This is a genomic window from Streptomyces flavusporus (genome assembly GCF_046267975.1).
GTDB classification, from domain to species: Bacteria; Actinomycetota; Actinomycetes; order Streptomycetales; family Streptomycetaceae; genus Streptomyces; species Streptomyces flavusporus.
Window position 1 is genome coordinate 9,935,904 of record NZ_CP176503.1, and the last position, 21,383, is coordinate 9,957,286.

Here is a 21,383-nt window from a genome sequence, read left to right on the forward strand (position 1 = left end):
GGGTGTCCACTCCAAAGGATCAGCCTCACCATCCCGGCCGGCCCAACATCACGACGCCGTGGCGCGTAACCGCGCCACGGCGTCTCAAAGTCCTGGCGAATCGGCCGCACCCAGGTGAGGTGTCATTGGGTGCGGCCGAGCCGAATCAGCAGGTGGCGTTCAGACCGGCCCAGTTGGCGCGGTCGTTGTAGCCGCCGTCGCCGGCGTCGCCGACCACCAGGTCGAGCACCCGTACACCGGCCAGGTCGATGTCGACCTGGCGGATGTCGTCGCGGGTCAGCACACCGCTGTCGAACAGCACCCGGCCGTCACCGATCATCTGGAAGGTCGACGTGCCGCCCTCCGGGCCGACGTTGCGCACCGCATCGTCGATGCCGACGGTCGCGGTCAGCCGGCTGCACTGGTCGCCGAGGTAGTAGCGGACCGTGGAGGGCGAGGCGACCCCGATACCGGTCGGGTAGACTTGGCCGAGCATGCTGATCGGCGACCAGCCACCGACGCTCAGGTCGACCGTCGGGCTCATCCACCCGCTGGTGGCGCTGATCCACTGGTGGTGCGACAGTACGACGTCGCCGTCCGGCGCCGCCGGTGCGACAACTACCGCCGTGGCCGTCTCCTGCCGCAGCTGTCTCTTGCCGGTCACCTCATACGACGTGGTGGCGGTCAGCGCGGTGCTGCCCGGCACGGCGGTGGCCGGCAGGGTCACCGTGAAGGCGAAGGTCACGGAGTGGTTGGAGTCCAGCAGCTTCGGCGCATCGCCGAGCGGACGGGCCGTCCAGCCGGCGGGCACCCTCAGCTCAACCCGCGGCGCGAAGGCCGGCTGCGCACCGTCGTTACGGACGGTGACCTCGACCCGGGCCTGGTCGCCGCCAGCGACCACCGGGGCGGCCCCGGTCGGCACCGCGTCGCCACCGACCTGCGTCACCTGCGGCAGGCCGGCGACGACGTGCGGAACACCGGGCTTGCCCGCGGCCGGGCCGACCCGGAACAGGGCTGCGCCGTGGGCCGGGACGGCGGCACTGATGGTGCCGGCGCTCTCGGTGACCTGGTTGGTCCAGGCGTTCTTCAGGATGAACCGATCCCCGGACAGCCCGACCGACGACGCCTTCGTGGTCAGGGTCGTTGGGCTGTCGCCCCGGTTCAGCAGCACCACGGCACGGTCACCGTTGGCCAGCCGCTTCACCCAGGTCTCCGTCGTACCGGCGGGGCCGACGCGGACGGCCTGGACGCCGGCGGTATCCTGGTTGATCGCGAGTACATCGGGGTCCGCGAGAATGCCGAGCGAGGTCTGGCTGAGCTTACGGACGTCGCTGCCGATCACCAGCGGCGCGGCCGCCACCGACCAGAGCGTCATCTGGGTACGGAACTCCTCGTCGGTCATCCCCAGCTCAGGTCCGAGGTAGTCCGGGTCGTTGAAGTGCCCCGGCCCGGCGACCTCGGGGTGCTGCGCGTTCGCGTCGTAGTTCCGCAGCACGTCCTTGAACTTGATCTCGCCGACGAAACCCACATCCGTGTACGTCCGCCAGGACTGCGCGATCGTCGGCGCATAGGTCCAGGAGTACGTCGACTGCTGCTCCTCCGGGTAGTTGCCCCAGTCCGGGGAGGTCACCGGGTTGCAGAGGTTGAAGATCATGGGGCGCCCGCTGGCGTTGTTCCGCAACGCCAGCGCGAACTCGGTGAAGACGGTCTTCGGGTCGAGGTCCGCGGCGATCCCGCAGAGGTAGTCCACCTTGACCGCGTCGAACTCCCAGGCGGCGAACTGGTCCGCGTCGCGTTGGTAGTAGCCGTGGCTGCCGAGTCCGCACTTGCCCGGGATGTACGGGCCGGCGTCGGTGTAGATGCCAGCCTTCAGGCCCTTGGCGTGGATGTAGTCGACCAGCGGCTTCAGCCCGTTCGGAAATTGGTCGGGGTTGGCCACCAGGTCGCCGGCCGAGCTGCGTGGGGTCGGCGCCGCCCAGTTGCCGTCGATCCAGACGTACTCGTAGCCGGCGTCGCGCAGGCCGCTGCTGACCAGGAAGTCGGCTATTGACTTGACCTCGGCCTCGGTCGGATCGCCACCCAGCGCGTAGTAGGTGTTCCAGCCCATGTACGGCGTCGGGCTCAGCACCTGCTGAGGTGCTGGCGCCGTGACGGCGACAGCGCCGGCCGCTGGGCTGGCGTGGGCGGGTGCTGGCACGACCAGCAAGCCGGTCAGGAGGGCGAGTAGGACGGTGAGATGTAGTTTCACGTCGGATCCTTTGTCCGATCGATCAGGCGTGCCGACCCGTCCTGGTCGTGAGTCCGAGGTACCGCTCCCTCGTGGAGGGTGTGGCGGTCGGTCTTCGGACCAGTCAATGCCCGCGCGCCTGCGGTTTGTTTCCGGGATCTTGCAGCGGTTACCGGCGCGCGTCAATAATAATTACTAAATTATGAGTAGGGCTTCGTTAGGTACCCCAACTGCCGCCTATCGTGTGGCGTGTGATCTTGCATCAGGTGTGACACCTGAGGAGATGTGCGAGGTCCGTCCTCGCTTGGAAGCGTTCTGCGGCAGAGATGCTCGGCTCGCTCGCGCGGCGGGACCAGCGAGCCAAGGGCGAGCTGTATGTGCGCGGCCTGATGCTGGATGGCAAACGCAAGTCGATGCAGCCGATGGCTGAGCGCCTGGGCGTGGACCACCACCAGTAGCTGCAGCAGTTCATCTCCTCCTCCACCTGGGACTACGTCGAGGTGCGGCGGCGGGTGGCCCGCTGGGCGGCGGTGAGGCGCATCCTGCTCGCCGAGGGCGTGCGCTGGCGCCGCACCCGGTCCTGGACGCGGTCGAAGGACCCGGACTTCGTCCCAAAAGGACACGGATCATCGGCCTCTACACCCGCCCGCCCGACGGCGCGACGGTGATCTGCGCCGACGAGCTGGGGCCGGTGATCCCGCGGACTTTCCCGCCCGCACCTGCCTGGTCACCGGACGGGCACCGGATCAAAGCGGAACTCGACTACAGCTGCGGACCGGAGAAGACCTGGGTCTACGTAGCCTTGCGTGTCCGGGACGGCCGGCAGATCACGATGACCGCGTCCTCCCGCAACAGCGTCTTCTACCAGCAGTTCCTGCAACAGGTCGAGGACGCCAACCCCACCGGGGACATCTGGATCGTCACCGACAACCTGTCCTCCCACAACAGCCTGTCCACCCGGACCTGGCTCGAGGACCATCCCCGCATCCACCACGCCTTCATCCCCGTCGGCGCGTGCCGGCTCAACCTGCAGGAAGGATGGTGGCGCATCTTCCGCAAAACAGCCCTCGCCGGCCGGTCATTCGCCAGCCGCGACGACATCGACCAGGCCACCACCCTGGCGACCAACCAGCTCAACTCCCGTGCCAACCCCTGGGTCTGGGGCAGGCCCGCACCGCCAACCCGCCTACTACGGCGCCGATATGTGTACACCCTTTGAGGAACTCAGCACTAACTAGTACTCCAGCCGGACTTCTAGATTTTCCCTGGTCAACGGCCTGGCAGCGGGGAGTGTAGCGGGTGTGTGGCGGTCGTGGGACGGTCTTGCCGGGGCCGTCCCGCGAACGTGTGCCCGCGCCGCATGTAATGACAGCGCCGGGCTCGTGCTTGGTGGCGGCGCCTCCATCGGGACCAGCTCACTGCGTGGTCACCGGATGCAGGACGGCGGCGGGGCTCAACTGCCAGCAGACGACGGATTTCAGCGGGTGTGAGGTCCACGAGGTCGGGCGTGTCCACCGCGTCACCCCTTTTTCGCGTTCCTGGGCGGCCACCGCTGCGAGGAAGGCGTGGGCGAGCATGGCGAGCGTGATGTGCCGGTACCAGCCCACGTAGCGGCGGACCTCGTACTGGTCCAGGCCGCACTCGTTCTTCGCGCTCTGGAAGCACTCCTCGATCTTCCAGCGGCAGCCCGCGACGCGGACCAAGTCGGCGACGGTGGCATCCAGCGGGGCGCAGGCGAGGTAGTAGGCGATCTCGTCGGGCTTGGTGATGCTGCGGCGGGCGAGCATCCACCGCTGCCGGGTGGGCTCGTCGCCGTCGAACTCGGCCACGGCGGGCAGGCGGGCAGCGGCCCAGTCGTAGTAGCGCTCGCCCTTCGCGCCCTGCCCCGCGGACAGCCGCTGCCATGCCTCGCGCGGGGCCTGGTCGATGAGGAAGTCGATGCGCGGGCCGTGCACTGGCTGGGACTTGGGCACGGCGACGACGTAGAAGAGGCCGCGGTCTTCCAGGAAGCGGCGGAAGTGGGAGTCCTGGCCGTAGGGAATCGGCGGTGACCCAGTAGATGGGGAGTGGGGAGGCCAGGGCGCGCTCGATCATGTCGCGGGCCAGCTGGCCCTTGGTGGCGAAACTGCGCTCGTCGGGGACCCGGGCGGCTTGGCAGCGCTGCCGGTCGGATGTCCAGGACTGGGGCAGGTAGAGCTCGCGGTCGACCAGGGCATGGCCCCGGGTGGTGGCGTAGGCGGCGAAGACGCCGATCTGGCAGTTCTCGGTCCGTCCGGCGGTGCCGGAGTACTGGCGCTGCACCCCTGCGGAGGTGGTGCCCTTCTTCACGAAGCCGGTGTCGTCCACGATCAACACCCCGTTTTCCTCGCCGAGTTGTTCGGCGGCATACGCCTGCAGGTCGTCGCGGAGATTGTCGGCGTCCCAGCGGCTGCGGGACAGCAGGTGTTGCAGGCCGTCGGGGGTGGCGTGGCCGGCGTACTCAGCGAGCTGCCAGCCGTTTTTGCGGCCTACGGGGCCGAGCAGCCCGCGTACGTAGTCCCGCATCCGGCGCCGTGCTTCCACCCGGGCGAAGCGGCCCCCGGTCCGTAGGAAGAGTTCTTCGAGTTCTTGCTCCCACGCGCTCGTCGGCATGTCGTTGATCACCACTATGGACTGCTCGGGGCGCTGTCATTACATGCGGCGCGGGCACACGTTCGCGGGACGGCCCCGGCAAGACCGTCCCACGACCGCCACACACCCGCTACACTCCCCGCTGCCAGGCCGTTGACCAGGGAAAATCTAGAAGTCCGGCTGGAGTACTAGTACTCCAGCAGTACTTCGCGTCTTGACCTGCGCGGTTGTCGAGCGGTGGGAGTGTAGCGGGCACCGCCCGGTCAGGGGCGGCTTCTGACCGGGCACCCCTCGAAGGAGTGTCCCCGACGGCAAGCGGTGTCCCGGGGCCGGGAAGCCTCCCGTCGTGATCGCAACCGAACAGGCAGCCGAGACCTGGGACCACGACCTGGACGACCTCTTCACCGACATCGGACACCGCTTCGGCCGAGTCGAACCCCGCCGCCGCATGCGAGCCTACGTCCGCGGACTGCTGGCCCCGGTAGCTCGAAAAAACAGCTGGCAACTGGCCGAGCACGCAGGCCACGCCACACCGGACGGCATGCAGCACCTGCTCTCCCGCGCCCGCTGGAACCCCGACGACATCCGCGACGACCTGCAGGCTTTCGTCGCCAAGAGCATCGGCCACCCCGACGGGGTACTGATCGTGGACGACACCGGGTTCATCAAGAAGGGCACCACCTCGGCCGGTGTCCAGCGCCAGTACTCCGGCACCGCCGGCCGCACCGAGAACTGCCAGATAGGCGTCTTCGCCGCCTATGCCAGCTCCGCCGGCCGCGCGTTGGTGGACCGGGAGCTGTACCTGCCCAAGTCCTGGACAGGCGATCGTGACCGCTGCCGCGCCGCGAAGATCCCCGACGAGCGCGAGTTCGCGACCAAGGGCGCCCTCGCCAAGGCGATCGTGCTGCGCGCACTGGCCTCACCGTTGCCCATCGCCTGGGTCACCGCGGACTCCGCCTACGGCCAGGAATGCCGCTTCCGCCGCACGCTGGAGAACGCCGGTGTCGGCTACGTCGTGGCCGTGCCGAAGTCCCAGTTCACCGTGGGATGCCCGCGCATCGACCACCTCTTCGCCCAGGCTCCGCCAGACGCCTGGGAGCGCCGCTCGTGCGGACAGGGAGCCAAGGGCCTGCGGATGTACGACTGGGCCGCGATACAGCTGCCCGCAGTCGCTGAATTCGACTACCAGGGACAGGAGTTAATACGTCGGCGGTGGGCGCTGGCACGGCGCAGCGTGAGCAAGTCGGACGAGATCGCCTACTACCTCGCCTACGCACCTCTGGACGCGGGTGTGGACGACCTGGTGCGGGTCGCCGGCACCAGGTGGGCGATCGAGGAGTGCTTCCAGGCGGCGAAGAACGAGTGCGGCCTGGACCAGTACGAGGTCCGCCGCTACGTCGGCTGGTACCGGCACATCACCCTCGCGATGCTCGCCCACGCCTTCCTCGCAGCCATGACGGCGCAGGCCCGCGAAAAGGGGGCTGCATCGGTGAGGAAGCCGAGGTCATCGAGCTCACTGTGGCGGAAGTGCGGCGACTCCTGGCAGCTCACGCTCCCCGACGCTCCCATGCCCACACCCACGCGCTGAACTGGTCGCACTGGCGTCGACGACGCCAAGCCGTGGCCCGCCACTGCCACTACCGCCGTCGGGGACACTCCTTCGAGGGGCGCCCGGTCAGAAGCCGCCCCTGACCGGGCGGTGCCCGCTACACTCCCACCGCTCGACAACCGCGCAGGTCAAGACGCGAAGTACTGCTGGAGTACTAGTACTCCAGCTGTAGATCGTGATCTTGCCGATGGGCGTTCGGAGACAGCGAACCTTGAGCACGTGCCATCGAAGGCTCGTCTACTGGCCCTCTCGTGGCAGCGAAGATTGATCGCCCAGCTCAGGCCCGATGCGACGTGCCTTTGGCGGGTGGCGCATGATGCCCGGCATGGAGAGCACGGTCGAGAAGATCAAGGTCTGGTTCCGGTTCGTTCCTCGCGAGGGGTGGTTCCCGCAGGACACCGAGGGTCTATGGGCTACGAGGCTCAGCGCTGACACGGCTCGCGTGCAGAACGTCCCCTTTCTTCAGGATGGGGTGGCTGAGGGTGACGTTGTGCGGTTCCAGACCGACTCGGAAGGGCTTCACTGGGCCGTAGGGCGGGTCAGCGCCTCCGGCAACTGCACGATTCGCGTTGTGCCTGTTCCTTCCGGCCCGCTGGGACGCAGCCCCCAGGCAGTTCATCAGCATCTTTCGAGGTTCGGGCTCGGTGGCGAAGTCTTCAGTGAAGACTTCCCGATGGTGGCCTTCAACGCACCGGCCGGTGGCGACTTTCACGGGATCAAGGCGCTCCTGACCCAAGGACAAGAGGATGGGTGGTGGCACTACGAAGTCGGCTGTGCCACCGATGAGTGGTGGAACGCCTGATCTTCGCGCGCTCCGAGAAGGCCGTCCTTCGGGGCAGCCAACCTTCGGTGGGCGCGCGCTTAAGGTTGGCTGACGCAGGACAGTGGGCCGGTACGGAGACGGGTGCGGCCACCGTTGATCATCATGAGTTGTGTGGACTAACGATGAGACGGTGGCCGCAGGTCACAGCATAGATCCCGCCCGATGGCGGGAGGCATTCGAGGCGGCCATGGGCCGGGTCGCGAGCCGGTTCGCCCGGTACGAACCCCGCCTGCGAGCCAGCCGGTTGGTGCTGGGCCTACTGTCGGACCTGCCGCGCAAGAACGGCTGGGTGCGCCACGAGGCGCCATGTGACCGAGTGGAGGTGTGAGACCTCTACCGCCGGGCCGTCGCAGCGGCCGGGTAGAAGCTGAGGGCAGTCCGAGCCGGGGGACGCCGGTGAGGACGGTCTCGACGACGGCCGAACCGTGACCCTCTGACGGCGGATCAAAACTGACCCACTTGGTGATCTTCGTCTGATTCTGGCCTTGGTGATCAAGGTCAGGAGGGAAGAGGTGATCTGTGTGGAGGACTGGGCGGAGATCCGTAGGCTGCACCGGGCCGAGCAGATGCCGATCCGGGCGATCGCGAGGCACTTGGGGATCTCGAAGAACACGGTGAAACGGGCGCTGGCCACCGACCGGCCGCCGAAGTACGAGCGTCCTGCGAAGGGCTCGGTGGTGGACGCGGTCGAGGTGCAGATCCGTGAGCTTCTTCGGGAGACGCCGACGATGCCGGCGACGGTGATCGCGGAGCGGATCGGCTGGGAACGCGGGATGACCATCCTGAAGGAGCGGGTGCGTGAGCTGCGGCCCGCGTACCTGCCGGCCGATCCGGTCTCGCGGACGGTCTATCAGCCCGGTGAGCTGGCCCAGTGCGACCTGTGGTTCCCGGATGCGGATGTTCCGCTGGGCTATGGGCAGGCCGGGCGGCCGCCGGTGCTGGTGCTCGTGTCCGGTTACTCCCGCGTGATCACGGCCAGGATGCTGCCGTCGAAGAGCACCGGCGATCTGATCGACGGGCACTGGCGGCTGCTGTCCGCCTGGGGTGCGGTGCCCAGGATGCTGGTGTGGGACAACGAGGCCGGCGTCGGCCGGGGCAAGCTGACCTCCGAGTTCGCCGCCTTCGCCGGGCTGCTGGCCACGAAGATCCATCTGTGTCGTCCCCGGGATCCGGAGACGAAGGGGCTGGTGGAGCGGGCCAACGGCTACCTGTCCACCAGCTTCCTGCCGGGACGGCACTTCACCGGCCCCGGCGACTTCAACACCCAGCTCGCGGCCTGGCTGGCCGTCGCGAACCGGCGTGTCCACCGCGTGCTGCAGGCCAGGCCCGCCGACCGGTGGGAGGCCGACAAGGCCGGGATGCTCGCGCTGCCGCCGGTCGATCCGCCGGCCTGGTGGCGGTTTTCCGCCCGGATCGGCCGCGACCACTACGTCCGCGTCGACACCTGCGACTACTCCGTGCATCCCAGGGCGATCGGAAGGACGGTCACCGTCCGCGCCGACACCGAGGAGATCACCGTGACCACGACCGGCGGCGACCAGGTCGCCCGGCATGCCCGCTGCTGGGCCCGGCACCAGACCCTGACCGACCCGGATCACGCCGCCGCGGCGGCCGTCCTGCGCGGTGAGGTCCTTCGCCGGCGGGGAGAGCGGACGCTGGCGGCGACCGGCACCGACCTCGCTGGGCCGCCCTCGCTGGTCGAGGTCGAGCAACGCGAGCTGGGCTCCTATGACCGGCTGTTCACCGTCATCGACGGCGGGGACAGTGGGGAGGTGGAAGGCTGATGGCCGTCCGCACCGCCGCCCTCAACGCCGCCGGGCCGGAGGCCAGCAGGGACGCTCCGCCCGGCTCCGCATCGCGCCGGACCAGCACGCAGACCGCCGCCGACCTGGCGTTTCTGTCGCGGGCGATGAAGGCCCCGGCCCTGCTGGACGCCGCCGAACGACTCGCCGAGCGGGCCCGCACCGAGTCCTGGACCCACACCGAATACCTCGTCGCCTGCCTCCAGCGGGAGGTCGCCGCCCGCGAGTCCCACGGCGGCGAGGCCAGGGTGCGGGCCGCGAAGTTCCCCGCGATCAAGACGATCGAGGAACTCGACGTCACCCATCTGCGCGGTCTGACGCGACAGCAGCTCGCGCATCTGGGCACACTGGACTTCATCGCCGGCCGGGAGAACGTGGTCTTTCTGGGCCCGCCGGGCACCGGCAAGACCCACCTGGCCATCGGGCTGGCGATCCGGGCCTGCCAGGCCGGACACCGCGTGGCGTTCGCCACCGCCGCCGAGTGGGTCGACCGCCTGGCCGCCGCCCACCACACCGGCCGGCTCCAGGGCGAGCTCACCAAGCTCGGACGCTATCCGCTGATCGTGATCGACGAGGTGGGCTACATCCCCTTCGAGGCCGAGGCCGCGAACCTGTTCTTCCAGCTGGTCTCGAACAGATACGAACGGGCCTCGGTGATCGTGACCAGCAACAAGCCCTTCGGACGCTGGGGAGAGGTCTTCGGCGACGAGACGGTGGCCGCCGCGATGATCGACCGGCGCGTCCACCACGCCGAGGTCCACTCCCTCAAGGGCGACTCCTACCGCATGAAAGGACGCGAACTCGGTCGCGTCCCTGCCACCAACGACAACGACTGAACAACCCAGAACAGAAGGCCCAAAGGGTCAGATTTCAACCGGCCAAAGTGGGTCAGAGTTCAGCCGCCGCCGACAGACGGGAAGCAGCCCTGACAACGCCGGGACGACGCGGTACTGCCAGACGCGTCGGGTTCGGCAAGCAAGGCCAGAAGGCGTACGAAGAGGAATCCGTGTAAAGCTCCGTAAGTCTTGCACCGGGCTCAAATCTGGCGGATATGGGCCCGGGGTGCAGTGCGTGGCCACTCGCTTCAACAGGGGTGGTCAACTCCGAAGCCGGTCTCCAACTGCCGGTGGGGAGGCCACGCTGAAGGTCTGCGGCGTAGGCGTGGTGATGCTGCCGGGGCAGTAGCGGGACGCCGACCTGGCCGATCGGCACATGGTGAACGTGGGAACCGCCTGCGGTCGCCCCCGGCTTTCCGGGCATCCGGTCCGGAGATCGAGGGCAGGCCCGTTGCCGGCTGAGGTCCGCAGGTGGGGCGGAGGCCCCGTAGTAGTCCGAGCGGAGGAAAGCTCCGTGCATGGCGAAGGGGGCCAGCAAGTCTGCAGGGAGGATGCTGCAATGCCGGGAGGCTGTTGGTGAATACCGGCGCGCTGGAGTTCGCGCTGCTCAAGGCCGAGCGCCGGGTACTGGAGATGCAGACCAAGCTGCACTGTTGGGCGACCGACGATCGTGATCGCCGGTTTGATGACCTGTTCAATCTCGTCGCCGATCCTGCGTTCTTGCTGGTCGCGTGGGCTCGGGTGCGAAGGAACAAGGGCGCCCGCTCGGCCGGAGTGGACGGGCAGACCGCTCGCTCCGTAGAGGACGGGCAAGGGGTTGAGGTCTTCCTCAACGAGGTGCGGTCCGACTTGAAGGACCGTAGTTTCCGCCCGCTTCCCGTGCGGGAACGGATGATCCCCAAGCCGGGGACGGCCAAGCGCCGTCGGCTGGGGATCCCCACCGTGCGGGACCGGGTGGTCCAGGCGTCCCTGAAGCTGGTGCTGGAGCCGGTCTTTGAGGCGGATTTCCTCCCGTTTTCCTACGGGTTCCGCCCCAAACGCCGGGCTCATGACGCGCTCGCCGAGGCACACCACTTCGCCAAGAGCTCCTACGAGTGGATGGTGGAGGGGGATATCGAGGCGTGTTTCGACTCGATCGACCATACGGCTCTGATGGGCCGGGTGCGCCGCCGAGTCGGGGACCGACGCGTTCTTGACCTGGTGAAGGCGTTCTTGAAGGCGGGCATCCTGAGTGAGGGCGGCCAGTCCAAGGACACCGACACCGGCACTCCGCAGGGTGGGATTCTCTCGCCGCTGCTGGCCAACATCGCCCTGTCCGTCCTCGATGAGTTCATCGCGGCAGGTCCGGGCGGGCCGAACTCCACACAGGGCCAGCGGGCCCGGCGACGTCGGCAGAATCTGCCCAACTACCGGCTCATCCGGTATGCGGACGACTGTGCGCCACGAACACAACAGGAGGTTCCGATGTAGACGGAAGCCCTTGACGTGGTGCTGCACTGGTGATGGAGGCAGGCCCTCCGGGATCGCCCACGCAGGGGGAGGTCTCAAACCACCGCAGGTTGCTCCGGTGAATGAGCCGGGGTGATGAGCACTGCGGAAAAGGCGCACGAGATGCGTCAGGTACGTGCCGAGAAGGCGAACGCGAGTGAACCACTGCTGAAGTGTCGTAAGCGTATGAGTGGTTGCCGAAACCGGGGTCCAGTTGTTGCCCCGGGATGAGTCTGACGGGTTCCTGTATTCCTGGTCAGGCGGCGGCCCGGCATGAAGGTGGCGCGAGCTCGGCGACAGGCACCAGTGCGGAACGTGGGAACCCCTCGCCACGATGCCGCCAACCGGTCCATGTTGAGGGCGGGTTGGTGTAAAGGGAGAACTCCAAGCAGCTGAAACTGCAAGGGGCTGAGTACCGATGCGTGGCAGGGGGACGGACCGCCTCGTAGTAGTGATGAAGCTCCTGTAATGGGGGTGGAGCGAAGGGGGCGGGTTGTCCTGATCTTGTTTGGTGGTCAACCGGGATTCTCCGGGAGGAGCCAGATGAACGGATCGAGGCCGCAGGCCGAGTCCAAGTCGTTTTGCATTCCCAAGTCGATGGTGTGGGAGGCGTATCTGAGGGTCAAAGCCAATCAAGGAGCACCCGGGGCGGACGGCGTGACGATCGAGCAGTTCGAGCAGAACCTGAAAGGGAATCTGTACAAGCTGTGGAACCGCATGTCGTCCGGCTCGTACTTCCCTCCGGCGGTGAAGGCCGTCGAGATTCCCAAGGCGGGCGGAAAAGGTGTCCGAGTTCTTGGGGTGCCGTCTGTGTCCGACCGGATCGCTCAGACGGTGGCCGCGATGTACCTGGAGAGACGGGTGGAGCGTGTGTGCCACCCAGACTCCTACGGCTACCGGCCCCGGCGATCTGCGCTGGACGCGGTGGAGCAGTGCCGGCGGCGCTGCTGGAGAAACGACTGGGTCGTCGACCTCGACATCCGGGCGTTCTTCGACAGCGTGGACCATGAGCTGATACTCAAGGCCGTCGAGCGGCATATCGATGAAGACGGGAAGTGGGTCCTGCTCTACGTCAAGCGGTGGCTGGTTGCGCCGCTGGCAAAGGGAGACGGGACGGTGCAACAGCGGGATCGCGGAACTCCCCAAGGATCAGCGATTTCGCCCGTATTGGCGAATCTGTATCTGCACTACGCGTTCGACATGTGGCTGGTGCGAGAGTTCCCGCAGGTCACGTTCGAGCGGTACTGCGATGATGCGGTGATTCACTGCCGCAGTGAGCGTCAGGCCCGCCGCGTGCGGGATGCGCTTGCTGCGAGGTTGGCGCAGGTCGGTCTGGAACTCCATCCGGACAAGACGCGCGTGGTGTACTGCAAGGACGCTGATCGGCGCGGCTCGTACGAGCACACGTCGTTCACATTCCTCGGGTACACGTTCCGACCGAGGCTGGCCAAGAACCGGTACGGGAAGCACTTCTTGAACTTCCTGCCCGCGGTCAGCAAGGCGGCGATCAAGGCGATGGGTAAGGAGATCAGGTCCTGGCGCATCGCCTGCCGCAGTGACAAGTCCCTCACGGACCTTGCGCGGATGTTCAACAGCGTCGTGCAGGGTTGGATCAACTATTACGGGCGCTTCTACAAGTCCATGTTGTATCCCCTTCTCCGGCGCCTCAACGAGTATCTGGTGCGCTGGGCTTGCCGGAAGTACAAACGACTCCACCGCCGGGAGAAGAAGGCGCGGGAGCTGTTGGCGGGCACCGCCCGCCGCTACCCGAACCTCTTCGCCCACTGGCGGTTCGGCCTCAAGCCTGACGGCTGGGCGATGGGAGCCGTGTGAGCCGAGAGGTTCCCGCACGGTTCTGCGAGCGGCGGCGGGTGAGATTCCCGCCGCCGACTCACCGGCTGCTCGGTTTCGCTGGGCCAAAGCGGGAATCCCTGGAGATCAAGGAACGGATGAAGGAGTTCCTGCATGACGAACTCAAGCTGGAACTCTCCGAATCCAAAACCCTGATCACGCACGCCGCCAGCCAGGCGGCGCGCTTCCTCGGCTACGAGCTGCGAACCCAGCTTGCCGACACGAAGATCACTCGCGGGCGTCGAGCGGTCAATGGCTGCATCGGCCTGTACGTGCCACGGGATGTGATCCGGAAACGGTGCGCGTTGTATATGAAGCGCGGGAAACCGGCGTTCCGCGGGGCACTGATTCACGATCAGGATTTCTCGATCGTGGCGAAGTACCAAGCGGAGTACCGGGGACTCGTCCAGTACTACCTTCTGGCCCAAGACGTGGGACGTCTGGGCCTGCTGCACTGGGTCATGGAATCGTCCATGCTCAAGACTTTGGCCAGGAAGCATCAGTCCACCGTCTCCAGGATGGCTCGCCGACACAGGGCGACCGTCCAAACGCCCGACGGACCACGGACGTGCATGCAAGTCATAGTCAGGCGCAGTGACGGAAGGAAACCACTGGTCGCTCGCTTCGGCGGAATTCCGCTGAAACGGCAACGCTTTGCTGACCTGGTCGACAGAAAACCGTCAACGAGATACACCGGCAGCAACGAGCTGATCCACCGGCTCTTGGCGGGGCAATGCGAGATCTGCGGGTCGCGGAATGGTATGCAAGTCCACCACATCCGTAAGAAGCCGTTGTCTTACCGGATGTGATCACTGAGTTTCCGCTGCTCCGGCATGGTTCCGGCGTCGTTGTGGGAGCGTTCGGGCGATCAGTTCGTCCTCGACGATGCGGAGGTGGCCGGTGGCGTCGGTGATGGGTTTGCTGGAGGAGCGGGAGGCCGCTGCCCGGGTGCGGGTGGAGGAGCTTCAGGCGGAGGCGGACCGGATCCTGTCTGAACTCGCCGTGGCCGAGGCGGTGTTGGAACGTCGGGCGATCGCTCGTGTGGAGCTGGCCGAGGCCCTGGCCGCCCCCGGTGATGCGGTGGATGCGGCCGTGGAGGAGGCGCCGGAGCCGGTGCCGGTGGCCAAAGTGGTGAGGGTCCCGGTCGCGGGGTCGATCGTGTCGCACTTCGCGGACGGGATGACGGTGGAGGCGCTCGCGCCGGATTACCGGCGGATCGTGGAGCTGGTGGAGTCCGGTCCGGAAGGCGGTGAGGGGGTGTCGGCGAAGGAGATCGCGTCCGGGCTGGAGCTGGAGTTGGTGCCGGCGAAGATCGAGGGGGTGCGGTCCAAGGCGAGGCGCCTGGCCGAGCGGGGCTGGCTGGCCGTGTCGCCGTCCGGACGGTTCACGCCGCGGCGGCCCACCGCGACTGTTCGGGCCGCCGCCGGGAAGCCGGGCGGGCGAGGCGCCGGCTCATGAGCATGGCCTGCGAGAAGTAGATGAACGCCTCGCTGCTGGCGGGCAGTGTCTCGAAGTCCCGCACCAGGCGGCGCGAGCGCATCAGCCACCCCAGCGTGCGTTCTACTACCCAGCGTCTCGGGAGTACCACGAACCCCTTCATGTCATCGCTGCGTTTGACGATCTGCAGCGTGAGCTGGAGTTTCTCCTTCGCCCAGGCGACCAGGTGGCCGGTGTAGCCGCCGTCGGCCCACACCAGCGTGATCTTGTGGAACCGTGCCCGCAGGCGGGGCAGCATGACGCGGGCGGCCTGACGGTCGGTGACGTCGGCGGCACACACCAGCACCATCAGCAGCAGGCCCAGGCAGTCCGTGATGACGTGCCGGCGCCTTCCGTTGACCTTCTTGCCGCCGTCATAGCCGCGCGTGGCGGCGGGCACCGAAGCGGCGCCCTTGACCGACTGCGAGTCGATGACCGCCGCGGTCGGCTCCGCCTCGCGGCCCTCGGCCTCGCGGGCCCGGCCGCGCAGCCGGTCGTGGAACTCCTTGACCAGGCCGTGCTCCCGCCACCTGCGGAAGAAGGCATACACCCGGTCCCAGGCAGGGAAGTCGGCTGGCATAGAGCGCCACTTGATGCCGTTGTCGGTGACGTACCGGATCGCATCCAGCATCACGCGGTGGCAGTAGCCCTCCGGCTGCCCGCCGCGGCCCTCCAGCCAGGCCGGCACCGGCATCGCGTCCCGCACCACTGCCCACTCCGCGTCCGTCATGTCCGACGGATACACCGGCACCCTCTCCGGGCGGTCGGCCGCGTTTCCGAACCTGTGCGCGAGACAATCACACGCCGAAGCCCGGGAGTTGGACGAGACGGGGACCGTCACGCAAGACTGGAACAACAGGGCCTCCTGGCACTCGAGTGGTCGCAAACCCGAGCTACCAAGGGGCCCTGTACTCATGCATCCACCCGGCCGAGATCACCCGACCAAGCACCGTGTTCGATCAGAACCGCCCTCACGATCGATAGAGATACGGCTTCTGAAAGGCGCCCGTACCGTTCGGGAAGGGGCCGTCGGAAAAGGACCCCAGCCAGGGGAACCTCGTCGGCGGCCTACTTCACCGCTGAAGGACTCGTTGGAGGCGATGGCGACGCTGTTCTTCTCCTCGCGTTCGGTCAGCACCTGGAACAGCAGTTCAGCGCCCCGCCGGTCCAGTTCCATGTAGCCGAGTTCGTCGATGCAGAGAAGGTCGACGCGGCCGTAGCGGGGGTCTGCGGTCTTCGGTGTAACTCCTGATCAAGGAAGAGCACCTGATGAGCGACGTGACTGCCTCTGTCGAGGCGGTTGAAGAGGTCCGGCCGGTCGAGCTGTCGGCGGATCTACTGGACGACCAGTTGATCGGGCAGTTGGTCGACCGGGCCCGCGCGAGCGGACCGCAGTTGACCGGCGAGGGCGGACTGCTTCAGCAGTTGACCAAACGCGTGCTGGAGTCGGCTCTGGAAGGCGAGATCACCGACCACCTCGGCTACGAGAAGCCTGACCCGGCCGGCGCTGGCAGCGGGAACTCCCGCAACGGTGTCCGCTCCAAGACCGTGCTGACCGACGTCGGTCCCGTCGAGATCACGGTGCCGCGGGACCGGGACGGCAGCTTCGAGCCGCAGATCGTCAAGAAGCGCCGGCGCCGGCTGACCGGCGTCGACGAAATGGTCCTGTCGCTGTCCGCGCGGGGTCTGACGCACGGAGACATCTCCGCCCACCTGGCCGAGGTCTGTGGCGCGAGCGTGTCCAGGCAGACCATCTCGACCATCACCGACAAGGTCATGGACGGGATGTCCGAGTGGCAGAACCGGCCCCTGGACCCGGCTTGAGTTCTATCGGTGGTTGCGAACGCCTCGGAAGGAGAGCGTTCGGATGCCGGAGTACGCCCCCAACAAGATGCCGACCGCGGTGAAGAAGCGGTACTTCGAGCTGCTGCGGGAGGGCTACAAGGGTGCGGCTGCCGCCCGAGTGGTTGGGGTATCCGCCAGCTGTGGTTCGAACTGGTTCATCGAAGCTGGAAGCATGATCGTCCCCGACCCCGGCCGGTATCGCCGCGCTTCCTCACCCAGAACGACCGCATCGCCATCGCCGACGGCCTGCACGCCAAGCAGACCGTCAAGGAGATCGCCGCAGCCATCGGCAAGAGCTTTCAGACCGTCTACCGGGAGATCAAGCGCAACGCCAAGCCGGACGGCAGCTACCACCCGTGGTGGGCGCACAACCAGGCCCTGCTGCGGCGCCACCGCCCGAAGGAGGAGAAGATCCGCGGCAGCGAGCCGCTGCGGACGCTGGTACGCGAGAAGCTCACCGAGAAGTGGTCACCGCAGCAGATCGCGCGCTACCTGGCCCGCGTGTACACGAACGACGCGGCGATGCGGGCCTGCCCGGAGACCATCTACCGGGCCCTGTTCGCCGGCCTCCTCGGCCGCCGCGAAGCCAAGCTCCGCACCGGCCGCACCCGTCGCAGGAAGCAGCGCCGAGGCGTCCCCACCCTGAACAAGATCAAGAACATGACGCTGATCCATCAGCGCCCTCGGGAGGTCAACGACCGTAAAACTCCCGGGCATTGGGAGGGCGACCTCGTCATCGGCCGCGGACAGAACTCGGCGATCGGCACCCTGGTCGAGCGCACCACCCGCTACGTCCACCTGATCCACCTGCCGCACGGCTGGAAGGCCCCGCAGGTCCGCAACGCGCTGATCACGCAGACCGCCCACATCCCGCCCCAGCTCAGGAAGACGCTCACCTGGGACCAGGGGCGCGAGCTGACGCTGCACGAGGAGATCGAGGCGCTGACGGGCTTTCGGATCTACTTCTGCGACCCGCACTCGCCCTGGCAGCGCGGCACGAACGAGAACACGAACGGCCTGCTGCGGCAGTACTTCCCCAAGGGCACCGACCTGTCCGGACACACCGCCCGGGACCTCCGTGAGATCGCCCGGCAGTTCAACCGTCGACCCCGCATCGTGCTCGGAGACAAGACCCCCGCCGAGGCCATGCGAGAATCCCTGACAGGCCCATTGACCAGGTGATTCGCAACCACTGCTGGAAACCGCCCAAATGCCGGGTTGAACGGCAGCACACTCGTCACTGCGATCGCGCGAGACACCGCACAGGAACCGGCGTGGCCCCCTGCGGACGGCCGGGCCACGCCCGGTGAGAAGGCCGAGCGCCGGTGGTCACCAGAGCATGAGCGCGGCCTTCCCGGGGCCCCAGGCCGAGTAGAGCCGGGTGCGGAGCACATAGCGACGTCCTTCGAAGAGCCTGACCTTCAGGCGGGCGTTGCTGTCCGCGCCGCTGTCGTCCTCGGCGGTGAAGTAGCGCAGTTCGCCGTCGACCTCCTCGAACAGCACCATGACGACGTCGCTGTCCCCGAGCGTGCCGATCTCGTACATCCGCGTTTCTGCCGGGACGATGGCGAAGTCCGCCTGTTCACCGGCGGCGAGGGTCAGCTCGACCGACTGGAACGGGTGGATTTCGGTCGGCTTGTCATCCAGGCGCGGATACCAGCGTTTGACGTATTTCTTGTCCCGCTTCGAGATGGCGACGGGATCCGGTATGCCGTCCCGGTGGTACTTCTCCGGTCGGAGGATCAGGCCAGGGGGGAAGGGGTACTCCATGATGGACTCCGGGTCCCAGTCGGATCCTTCGACCTCGCTGGTGGAGAGCTTGCGCAGGATGTTGTGGAAGGTCTGTTCCCGTGGCCAGTTGTTCGGAGGGCTGGCGAGTGTGGCGTAGACCTTCTCCTCGTCCCACTCGATACCTGCGAACGGGTTCTGGTGTTCGTGGGCGAAGCCGAGCGCATGCCCGATCTCGTGTCTGGCGGTGGCCTTGCCGTGCGGGCTGGTCAGGTCCCAGCCGAAGTTCATCGTGCGCTCGCGCGTGCTGATGCCCAGCGCATCCCGGCCCACATAGGACCAGGAGCCGTCGCCCTGACGGAAGCCGATGCGGATTTCGGATTCCGAGGGCTGGTCCACCTCGCGGAACTCCAGCCCGATGCCGATGTCCTTCCAGTCCTGGAAAGCCTGGCGGACCTCGTCGAGCTGCTCGGCAGAGGCGCCGTCGGCCTCGTTGAGGAAGCAGTAGCGCAGTACCGTGCCGTTCACCCACTTGGTCCGGCTCAGGAGTATGGCACTGAGCCGGGCGGGACTGAGCCCCGGGCGCAGAACTGGTTCGGTTACCGGGGGTTGTGCGCAGTAGAAGGGGGCTGCTTCCTCTACCTCGCTCGGGGGTGCCTCGTTGTGGGTGACTGCCATGACTGTTCCCTTCTGTGGGCGTCAGGTGGGGGCGCGTCGTCGTCAGCTCGCTCGGGTGTGCTGACGTCCCGGTCTCGAAGCCGTGTGGGGCACGCTGCTGGCGCAGGTCATGCTGGCGGTGCGGGCTCAGATCCGACGTGTCTTTTCCCTGGACCTTCCGATCGATCGCCAACACCGCAATCCACGGGCGGAGCTGGACCACATGTCATGCCCTGACCACAGGAGCGACCGCGTCTGACGATGACGGTTGGCGCCCCGGCTCGGCGCCTGCGCCTCCCGCGGTCAGGCCTTGTGCTGCCGAACGGGACTGCGACCATGCGTCCCGACGGGTGTTGCAGCGGGGAATTCGCATGAGTGGCACCCCAACGGAATCAACTGGTATCGAAAGCCCTTTATGGCCACATTAGCCACAATACGAGCATTTGGGTCGTCTGGCATCAGGGGTGAACGCCGACGGGGAGCTCGGCACGCAACCCCGCATTGGTCACACGTGGACCAGGTCCACGAGGCCTTCTTGGTCTGTACCGCCTCGGCCTGGTCCCGGCCTTCTCGTGACCGTGGCCGACGTGAGGAGCGGAACGCTGCCGTCCCCGCTACTCGGACATCCCAATCAGCAAGCCGGATGCCTATCGGCGTCGTCCCGAGGGCGGGAAAATCGGGGCACGGCTGTCCGGCCGACGTCGTGGCCACTTGGCGTCAATCAGCAGGACGCCGGGGACCCGCTCGTCAGGCGCTCGGAAGTGTTGCTTCGAGCATGTGAACCGCCCCTGGCAGCCACGGTCGGAATGGAAGATCACCGAACCTGCGGGGCGGCGCTGGCGGCAGGCGGACCGCGGCGCGTCGGTGACCAGTTCGGTGCGCAGATGGTCGGCGGTGGCCCAGCCGGCCACCCGGCGGGTGGCGATGTCGATGACGGTGGCCAGGTAGAGCCAGCCCTCCTCGGCGGGGAGGTAGGTGATGTCGCCGCACCAGCGGGCGTCGGTCGCGGTGGGATCGGGCCGGAAGTCGCGCAGGACCAGGTCGGGGCGGGCGGCGGCGTGCGGGTCGGGGATGGTGGTGCGGTGTCGTCGTCTGCGGTGCCGGCCGGCGAGCCCGGCGGCCCGCATCAGGCGGGCGATGCGTCTGCGGCCGCAGGCCGTGCCTTCCCGCTCGAGGACGGCGTGGATGCGCGGGGCGCCGCAGGTGCCGCGGGACTGCTCGTGGACGGCGGTGATCTGCTCGGTCAGCTCCGCATCGCGCACGGCCCGGGGGCCGGGGGCGCCGGTGCGGCGGGCATAGAAGGCGGCACGGGAGACCTTCAGCAGCTCACATGCGCGTTTGACGCTGTGGCCCGCCTGCTTCTCCGCCTCGATGAACGGATGCACCGTCACCGGGTCTCCTTCGCGAAGAAAGCCGTGGCCCGCTTGAGGATCTCCACGTCCTCCCGCAGGCGGCGGTTCTCCTGCCGCAATGGGGCCAGTTCCTCGCGTTCGCTGCTGGTCAGGCCGTCGCGCTCGCCGGCATCGACCTCGGCCTGCTTGACCCAGTCGCGCACCGCGGTCTCGGTCAGATCGAAGTCCTTGGCGACCTGGCCGACCGAGCGGTCCCCACGTCGGCACAGCTCAACGATCTCGGCCTTGAACTCCGGCGTGAACGAGCGGCGAGGACGCGGCTTCTTCTTCCCCATGCTCTCCATGGTGGACATCCTTCCGGGGACTCAACCCCTGATCTCGGATGTCCGCCAAAGCGGATCAAGCCCAGCTCGGCGGCCATGGACACCAGCCGGGCCTTGAGTTTCGCGGTCGGGAAGCGGGAGATCAACCGGCGGAACCGCTTGTTCCGGCCGTGCTTCTCCCGGCCCTTGTCGGTGGCGAAGTCGAGGTCTTCCACGGCGATCGCGGCAGCGCCGCAGCGGCGCGTGTAGTGCAGCAGGCGGGTCAGGGCGTGCCGGATCTGCGCGTCCCGGTGCGCGGCATTGCCCGACAGGTCGTAGAAGAAGCGCTGCGGCTCTCCCACCGGGTTGCCGTGCTGATCGAGGCGCCAGGCCGCCAGGTGGTCGTCGTTCATGTCGACCCCGACCGTGCCCCGGGCGAGGGCCGATGCAAGCGGCAGGACGGGGACGGCGGCGCGCTGCCAGCTGGCGGTCACGTACCAGCGGCCCCGCAGCGCGTCGTGGTGGATGCGGTAGGCCACCGTCCGGTTGGCCGCGATCCGGTCTCGCCACTCCTCGCCACGATGCTTGAAGGCCACGGTCGCTTCCAGCAGGTACCGGCCGTGAGCCGCGTTGACCAAGTGGGCCAGCGCAGCTGGGAGCTTGAGGGAGATCTGTCCGGTGTCGGTGATCCGGATGGTCTCGTTGCCGAACCGTTTGCCGGACTCCCCGTCGGCAGCCAGGAACATCCGGGCCGCCTCCCACCGCGACCGCCACGCCTGTTCAGTCAGAAGCCGTATC

General features: G+C 67.4%; 14 protein-coding genes and 6 pseudogenes. 12 read left to right on the forward strand and 8 right to left on the reverse strand.

Translation table 11 applies throughout. The annotated features are described in order from the left end of the window. Nucleotides 1-145 precede the first annotated feature (145 nt). Nucleotides 146-2,227: an NPCBM/NEW2 domain-containing protein gene (locus tag ACKTSN_RS47065; protein WP_409474647.1), complete on the reverse strand. Its 2,082-nt coding sequence runs from the start codon at nt 2,225-2,227 to the stop codon at nt 146-148. Between the two features lie 305 nt (nt 2,228-2,532). Between ACKTSN_RS47065 and ACKTSN_RS47070 the strand changes: the two are divergent. Then, nucleotides 2,533-2,724 (forward strand): annotated as a pseudogene (locus tag ACKTSN_RS47070) (transposase); the annotation flags it as partial. Between the two features lie 146 nt (nt 2,725-2,870). Then, nucleotides 2,871-3,425 carry a transposase gene (locus tag ACKTSN_RS47075; protein ID WP_409474648.1) on the forward strand — a complete coding sequence of 185 codons (555 nt, stop codon included), beginning with the start codon at nt 2,871-2,873 and terminating at the stop codon, nt 3,423-3,425. Nucleotides 3,426-3,621: 196 nt separating this feature from the next. Here the strand turns inward: ACKTSN_RS47075 and ACKTSN_RS47080 are convergent. Next, nucleotides 3,622-4,837, reverse strand: a pseudogene (locus tag ACKTSN_RS47080) (IS701 family transposase). A gap of 328 nt (nt 4,838-5,165) precedes the next feature. Here ACKTSN_RS47080 and ACKTSN_RS47085 point away from each other — a divergent pair. The 8 genes from ACKTSN_RS47085 (at nt 5,166) to ACKTSN_RS47125 (ending at nt 14,683) form a co-directional block, all read left to right on the forward strand. Beyond that, nucleotides 5,166-6,404 (forward strand): IS701 family transposase, encoded by a 1,239-nt coding sequence (locus ACKTSN_RS47085; RefSeq protein ID WP_409475037.1) that lies wholly within the window; start codon nt 5,166-5,168, stop codon nt 6,402-6,404. A 346-nt stretch (nt 6,405-6,750) separates the two neighbouring features. Beyond that, nucleotides 6,751-7,227 carry a DUF4265 domain-containing protein gene (locus tag ACKTSN_RS47090; RefSeq protein ID WP_409474649.1) on the forward strand — a complete coding sequence of 159 codons (477 nt, stop codon included), beginning with the start codon at nt 6,751-6,753 and terminating at the stop codon, nt 7,225-7,227. A gap of 533 nt (nt 7,228-7,760) precedes the next feature. After that, nucleotides 7,761-9,032, forward strand: a complete 1,272-nt coding sequence (gene istA, locus ACKTSN_RS47100) for an IS21 family transposase (RefSeq protein WP_409474650.1) — start codon at nt 7,761-7,763, stop codon at nt 9,030-9,032. Beyond that, nucleotides 9,032-9,886 (forward strand): IS21-like element helper ATPase IstB, encoded by an 855-nt coding sequence (gene istB, locus ACKTSN_RS47105; protein WP_409474651.1) that lies wholly within the window; start codon nt 9,032-9,034, stop codon nt 9,884-9,886. Before istA ends, istB begins: the two co-directional genes overlap by 1 nt. 576 nt (nt 9,887-10,462) lie before the next feature. Continuing rightward, nucleotides 10,463-11,356, forward strand: coding sequence for a reverse transcriptase domain-containing protein (locus ACKTSN_RS47110; protein WP_409474652.1), 894 nt, complete (start codon nt 10,463-10,465; stop codon nt 11,354-11,356). Between the two features lie 486 nt (nt 11,357-11,842). Then, nucleotides 11,843-13,207: a group II intron reverse transcriptase/maturase gene (ltrA, locus tag ACKTSN_RS47115; RefSeq protein WP_409474653.1), complete on the forward strand. Its 1,365-nt coding sequence runs from the start codon at nt 11,843-11,845 to the stop codon at nt 13,205-13,207. Between the two features lie 116 nt (nt 13,208-13,323). Continuing rightward, a complete protein-coding gene (locus ACKTSN_RS47120; RefSeq protein WP_409474654.1) occupies nt 13,324-14,034 on the forward strand; it encodes a group II intron reverse transcriptase/maturase in 711 nt (236 codons plus the stop codon). 91 nt (nt 14,035-14,125) lie between these two features. Continuing rightward, nucleotides 14,126-14,683, forward strand: a complete 558-nt coding sequence (locus ACKTSN_RS47125; RefSeq protein ID WP_409467176.1) for a hypothetical protein — start codon at nt 14,126-14,128, stop codon at nt 14,681-14,683. Here ACKTSN_RS47125 and ACKTSN_RS47130 read toward each other — a convergent pair. Next, nucleotides 14,610-15,431 (reverse strand): IS5 family transposase, encoded by an 822-nt coding sequence (locus ACKTSN_RS47130; RefSeq protein ID WP_409467177.1) that lies wholly within the window; start codon nt 15,429-15,431, stop codon nt 14,610-14,612. The genes ACKTSN_RS47125 and ACKTSN_RS47130 overlap by 74 nt on opposite strands. 345 nt (nt 15,432-15,776) lie before the next feature. Next, nucleotides 15,777-15,923 (reverse strand): annotated as a pseudogene (locus ACKTSN_RS47135) (ATP-binding protein); the annotation flags it as partial. A gap of 47 nt (nt 15,924-15,970) precedes the next feature. Here ACKTSN_RS47135 and ACKTSN_RS47140 point away from each other — a divergent pair. Both ACKTSN_RS47140 and ACKTSN_RS47145 read left to right on the forward strand, forming a co-directional pair. Then, nucleotides 15,971-16,516, forward strand: a pseudogene (locus ACKTSN_RS47140) (transposase); the annotation flags it as partial. A gap of 52 nt (nt 16,517-16,568) precedes the next feature. Next, nucleotides 16,569-17,728 (forward strand): annotated as a pseudogene (locus ACKTSN_RS47145) (IS30 family transposase). Nucleotides 17,729-17,875: 147 nt separating this feature from the next. Here ACKTSN_RS47145 and ACKTSN_RS47150 read toward each other — a convergent pair. The 4 genes and pseudogenes from ACKTSN_RS47150 to ACKTSN_RS47165 form a co-directional block, all read right to left on the reverse strand. Then, complete coding sequence (locus tag ACKTSN_RS47150) at nt 17,876-18,952, reverse strand: M12 family metallopeptidase (protein WP_409474656.1); 1,077 nt, start codon at nt 18,950-18,952, stop codon at nt 17,876-17,878. A 626-nt stretch (nt 18,953-19,578) separates the two neighbouring features. Continuing rightward, entirely contained in the window at nt 19,579-20,322 is a 744-nt protein-coding gene (locus ACKTSN_RS47155) for an IS3 family transposase (protein ID WP_409474657.1), read from the reverse strand. Continuing rightward, nucleotides 20,319-20,636 carry a transposase gene (locus ACKTSN_RS47160; protein WP_409474658.1) on the reverse strand — a complete coding sequence of 106 codons (318 nt, stop codon included), beginning with the start codon at nt 20,634-20,636 and terminating at the stop codon, nt 20,319-20,321. Before ACKTSN_RS47160 ends, ACKTSN_RS47155 begins: the two co-directional genes overlap by 4 nt. Nucleotides 20,637-20,691: 55 nt before the next feature. Further along, nucleotides 20,692-21,373 (reverse strand): annotated as a pseudogene (locus tag ACKTSN_RS47165) (IS200/IS605 family accessory protein TnpB-related protein); the annotation flags it as partial. Nucleotides 21,374-21,383 lie beyond the last annotated feature (10 nt).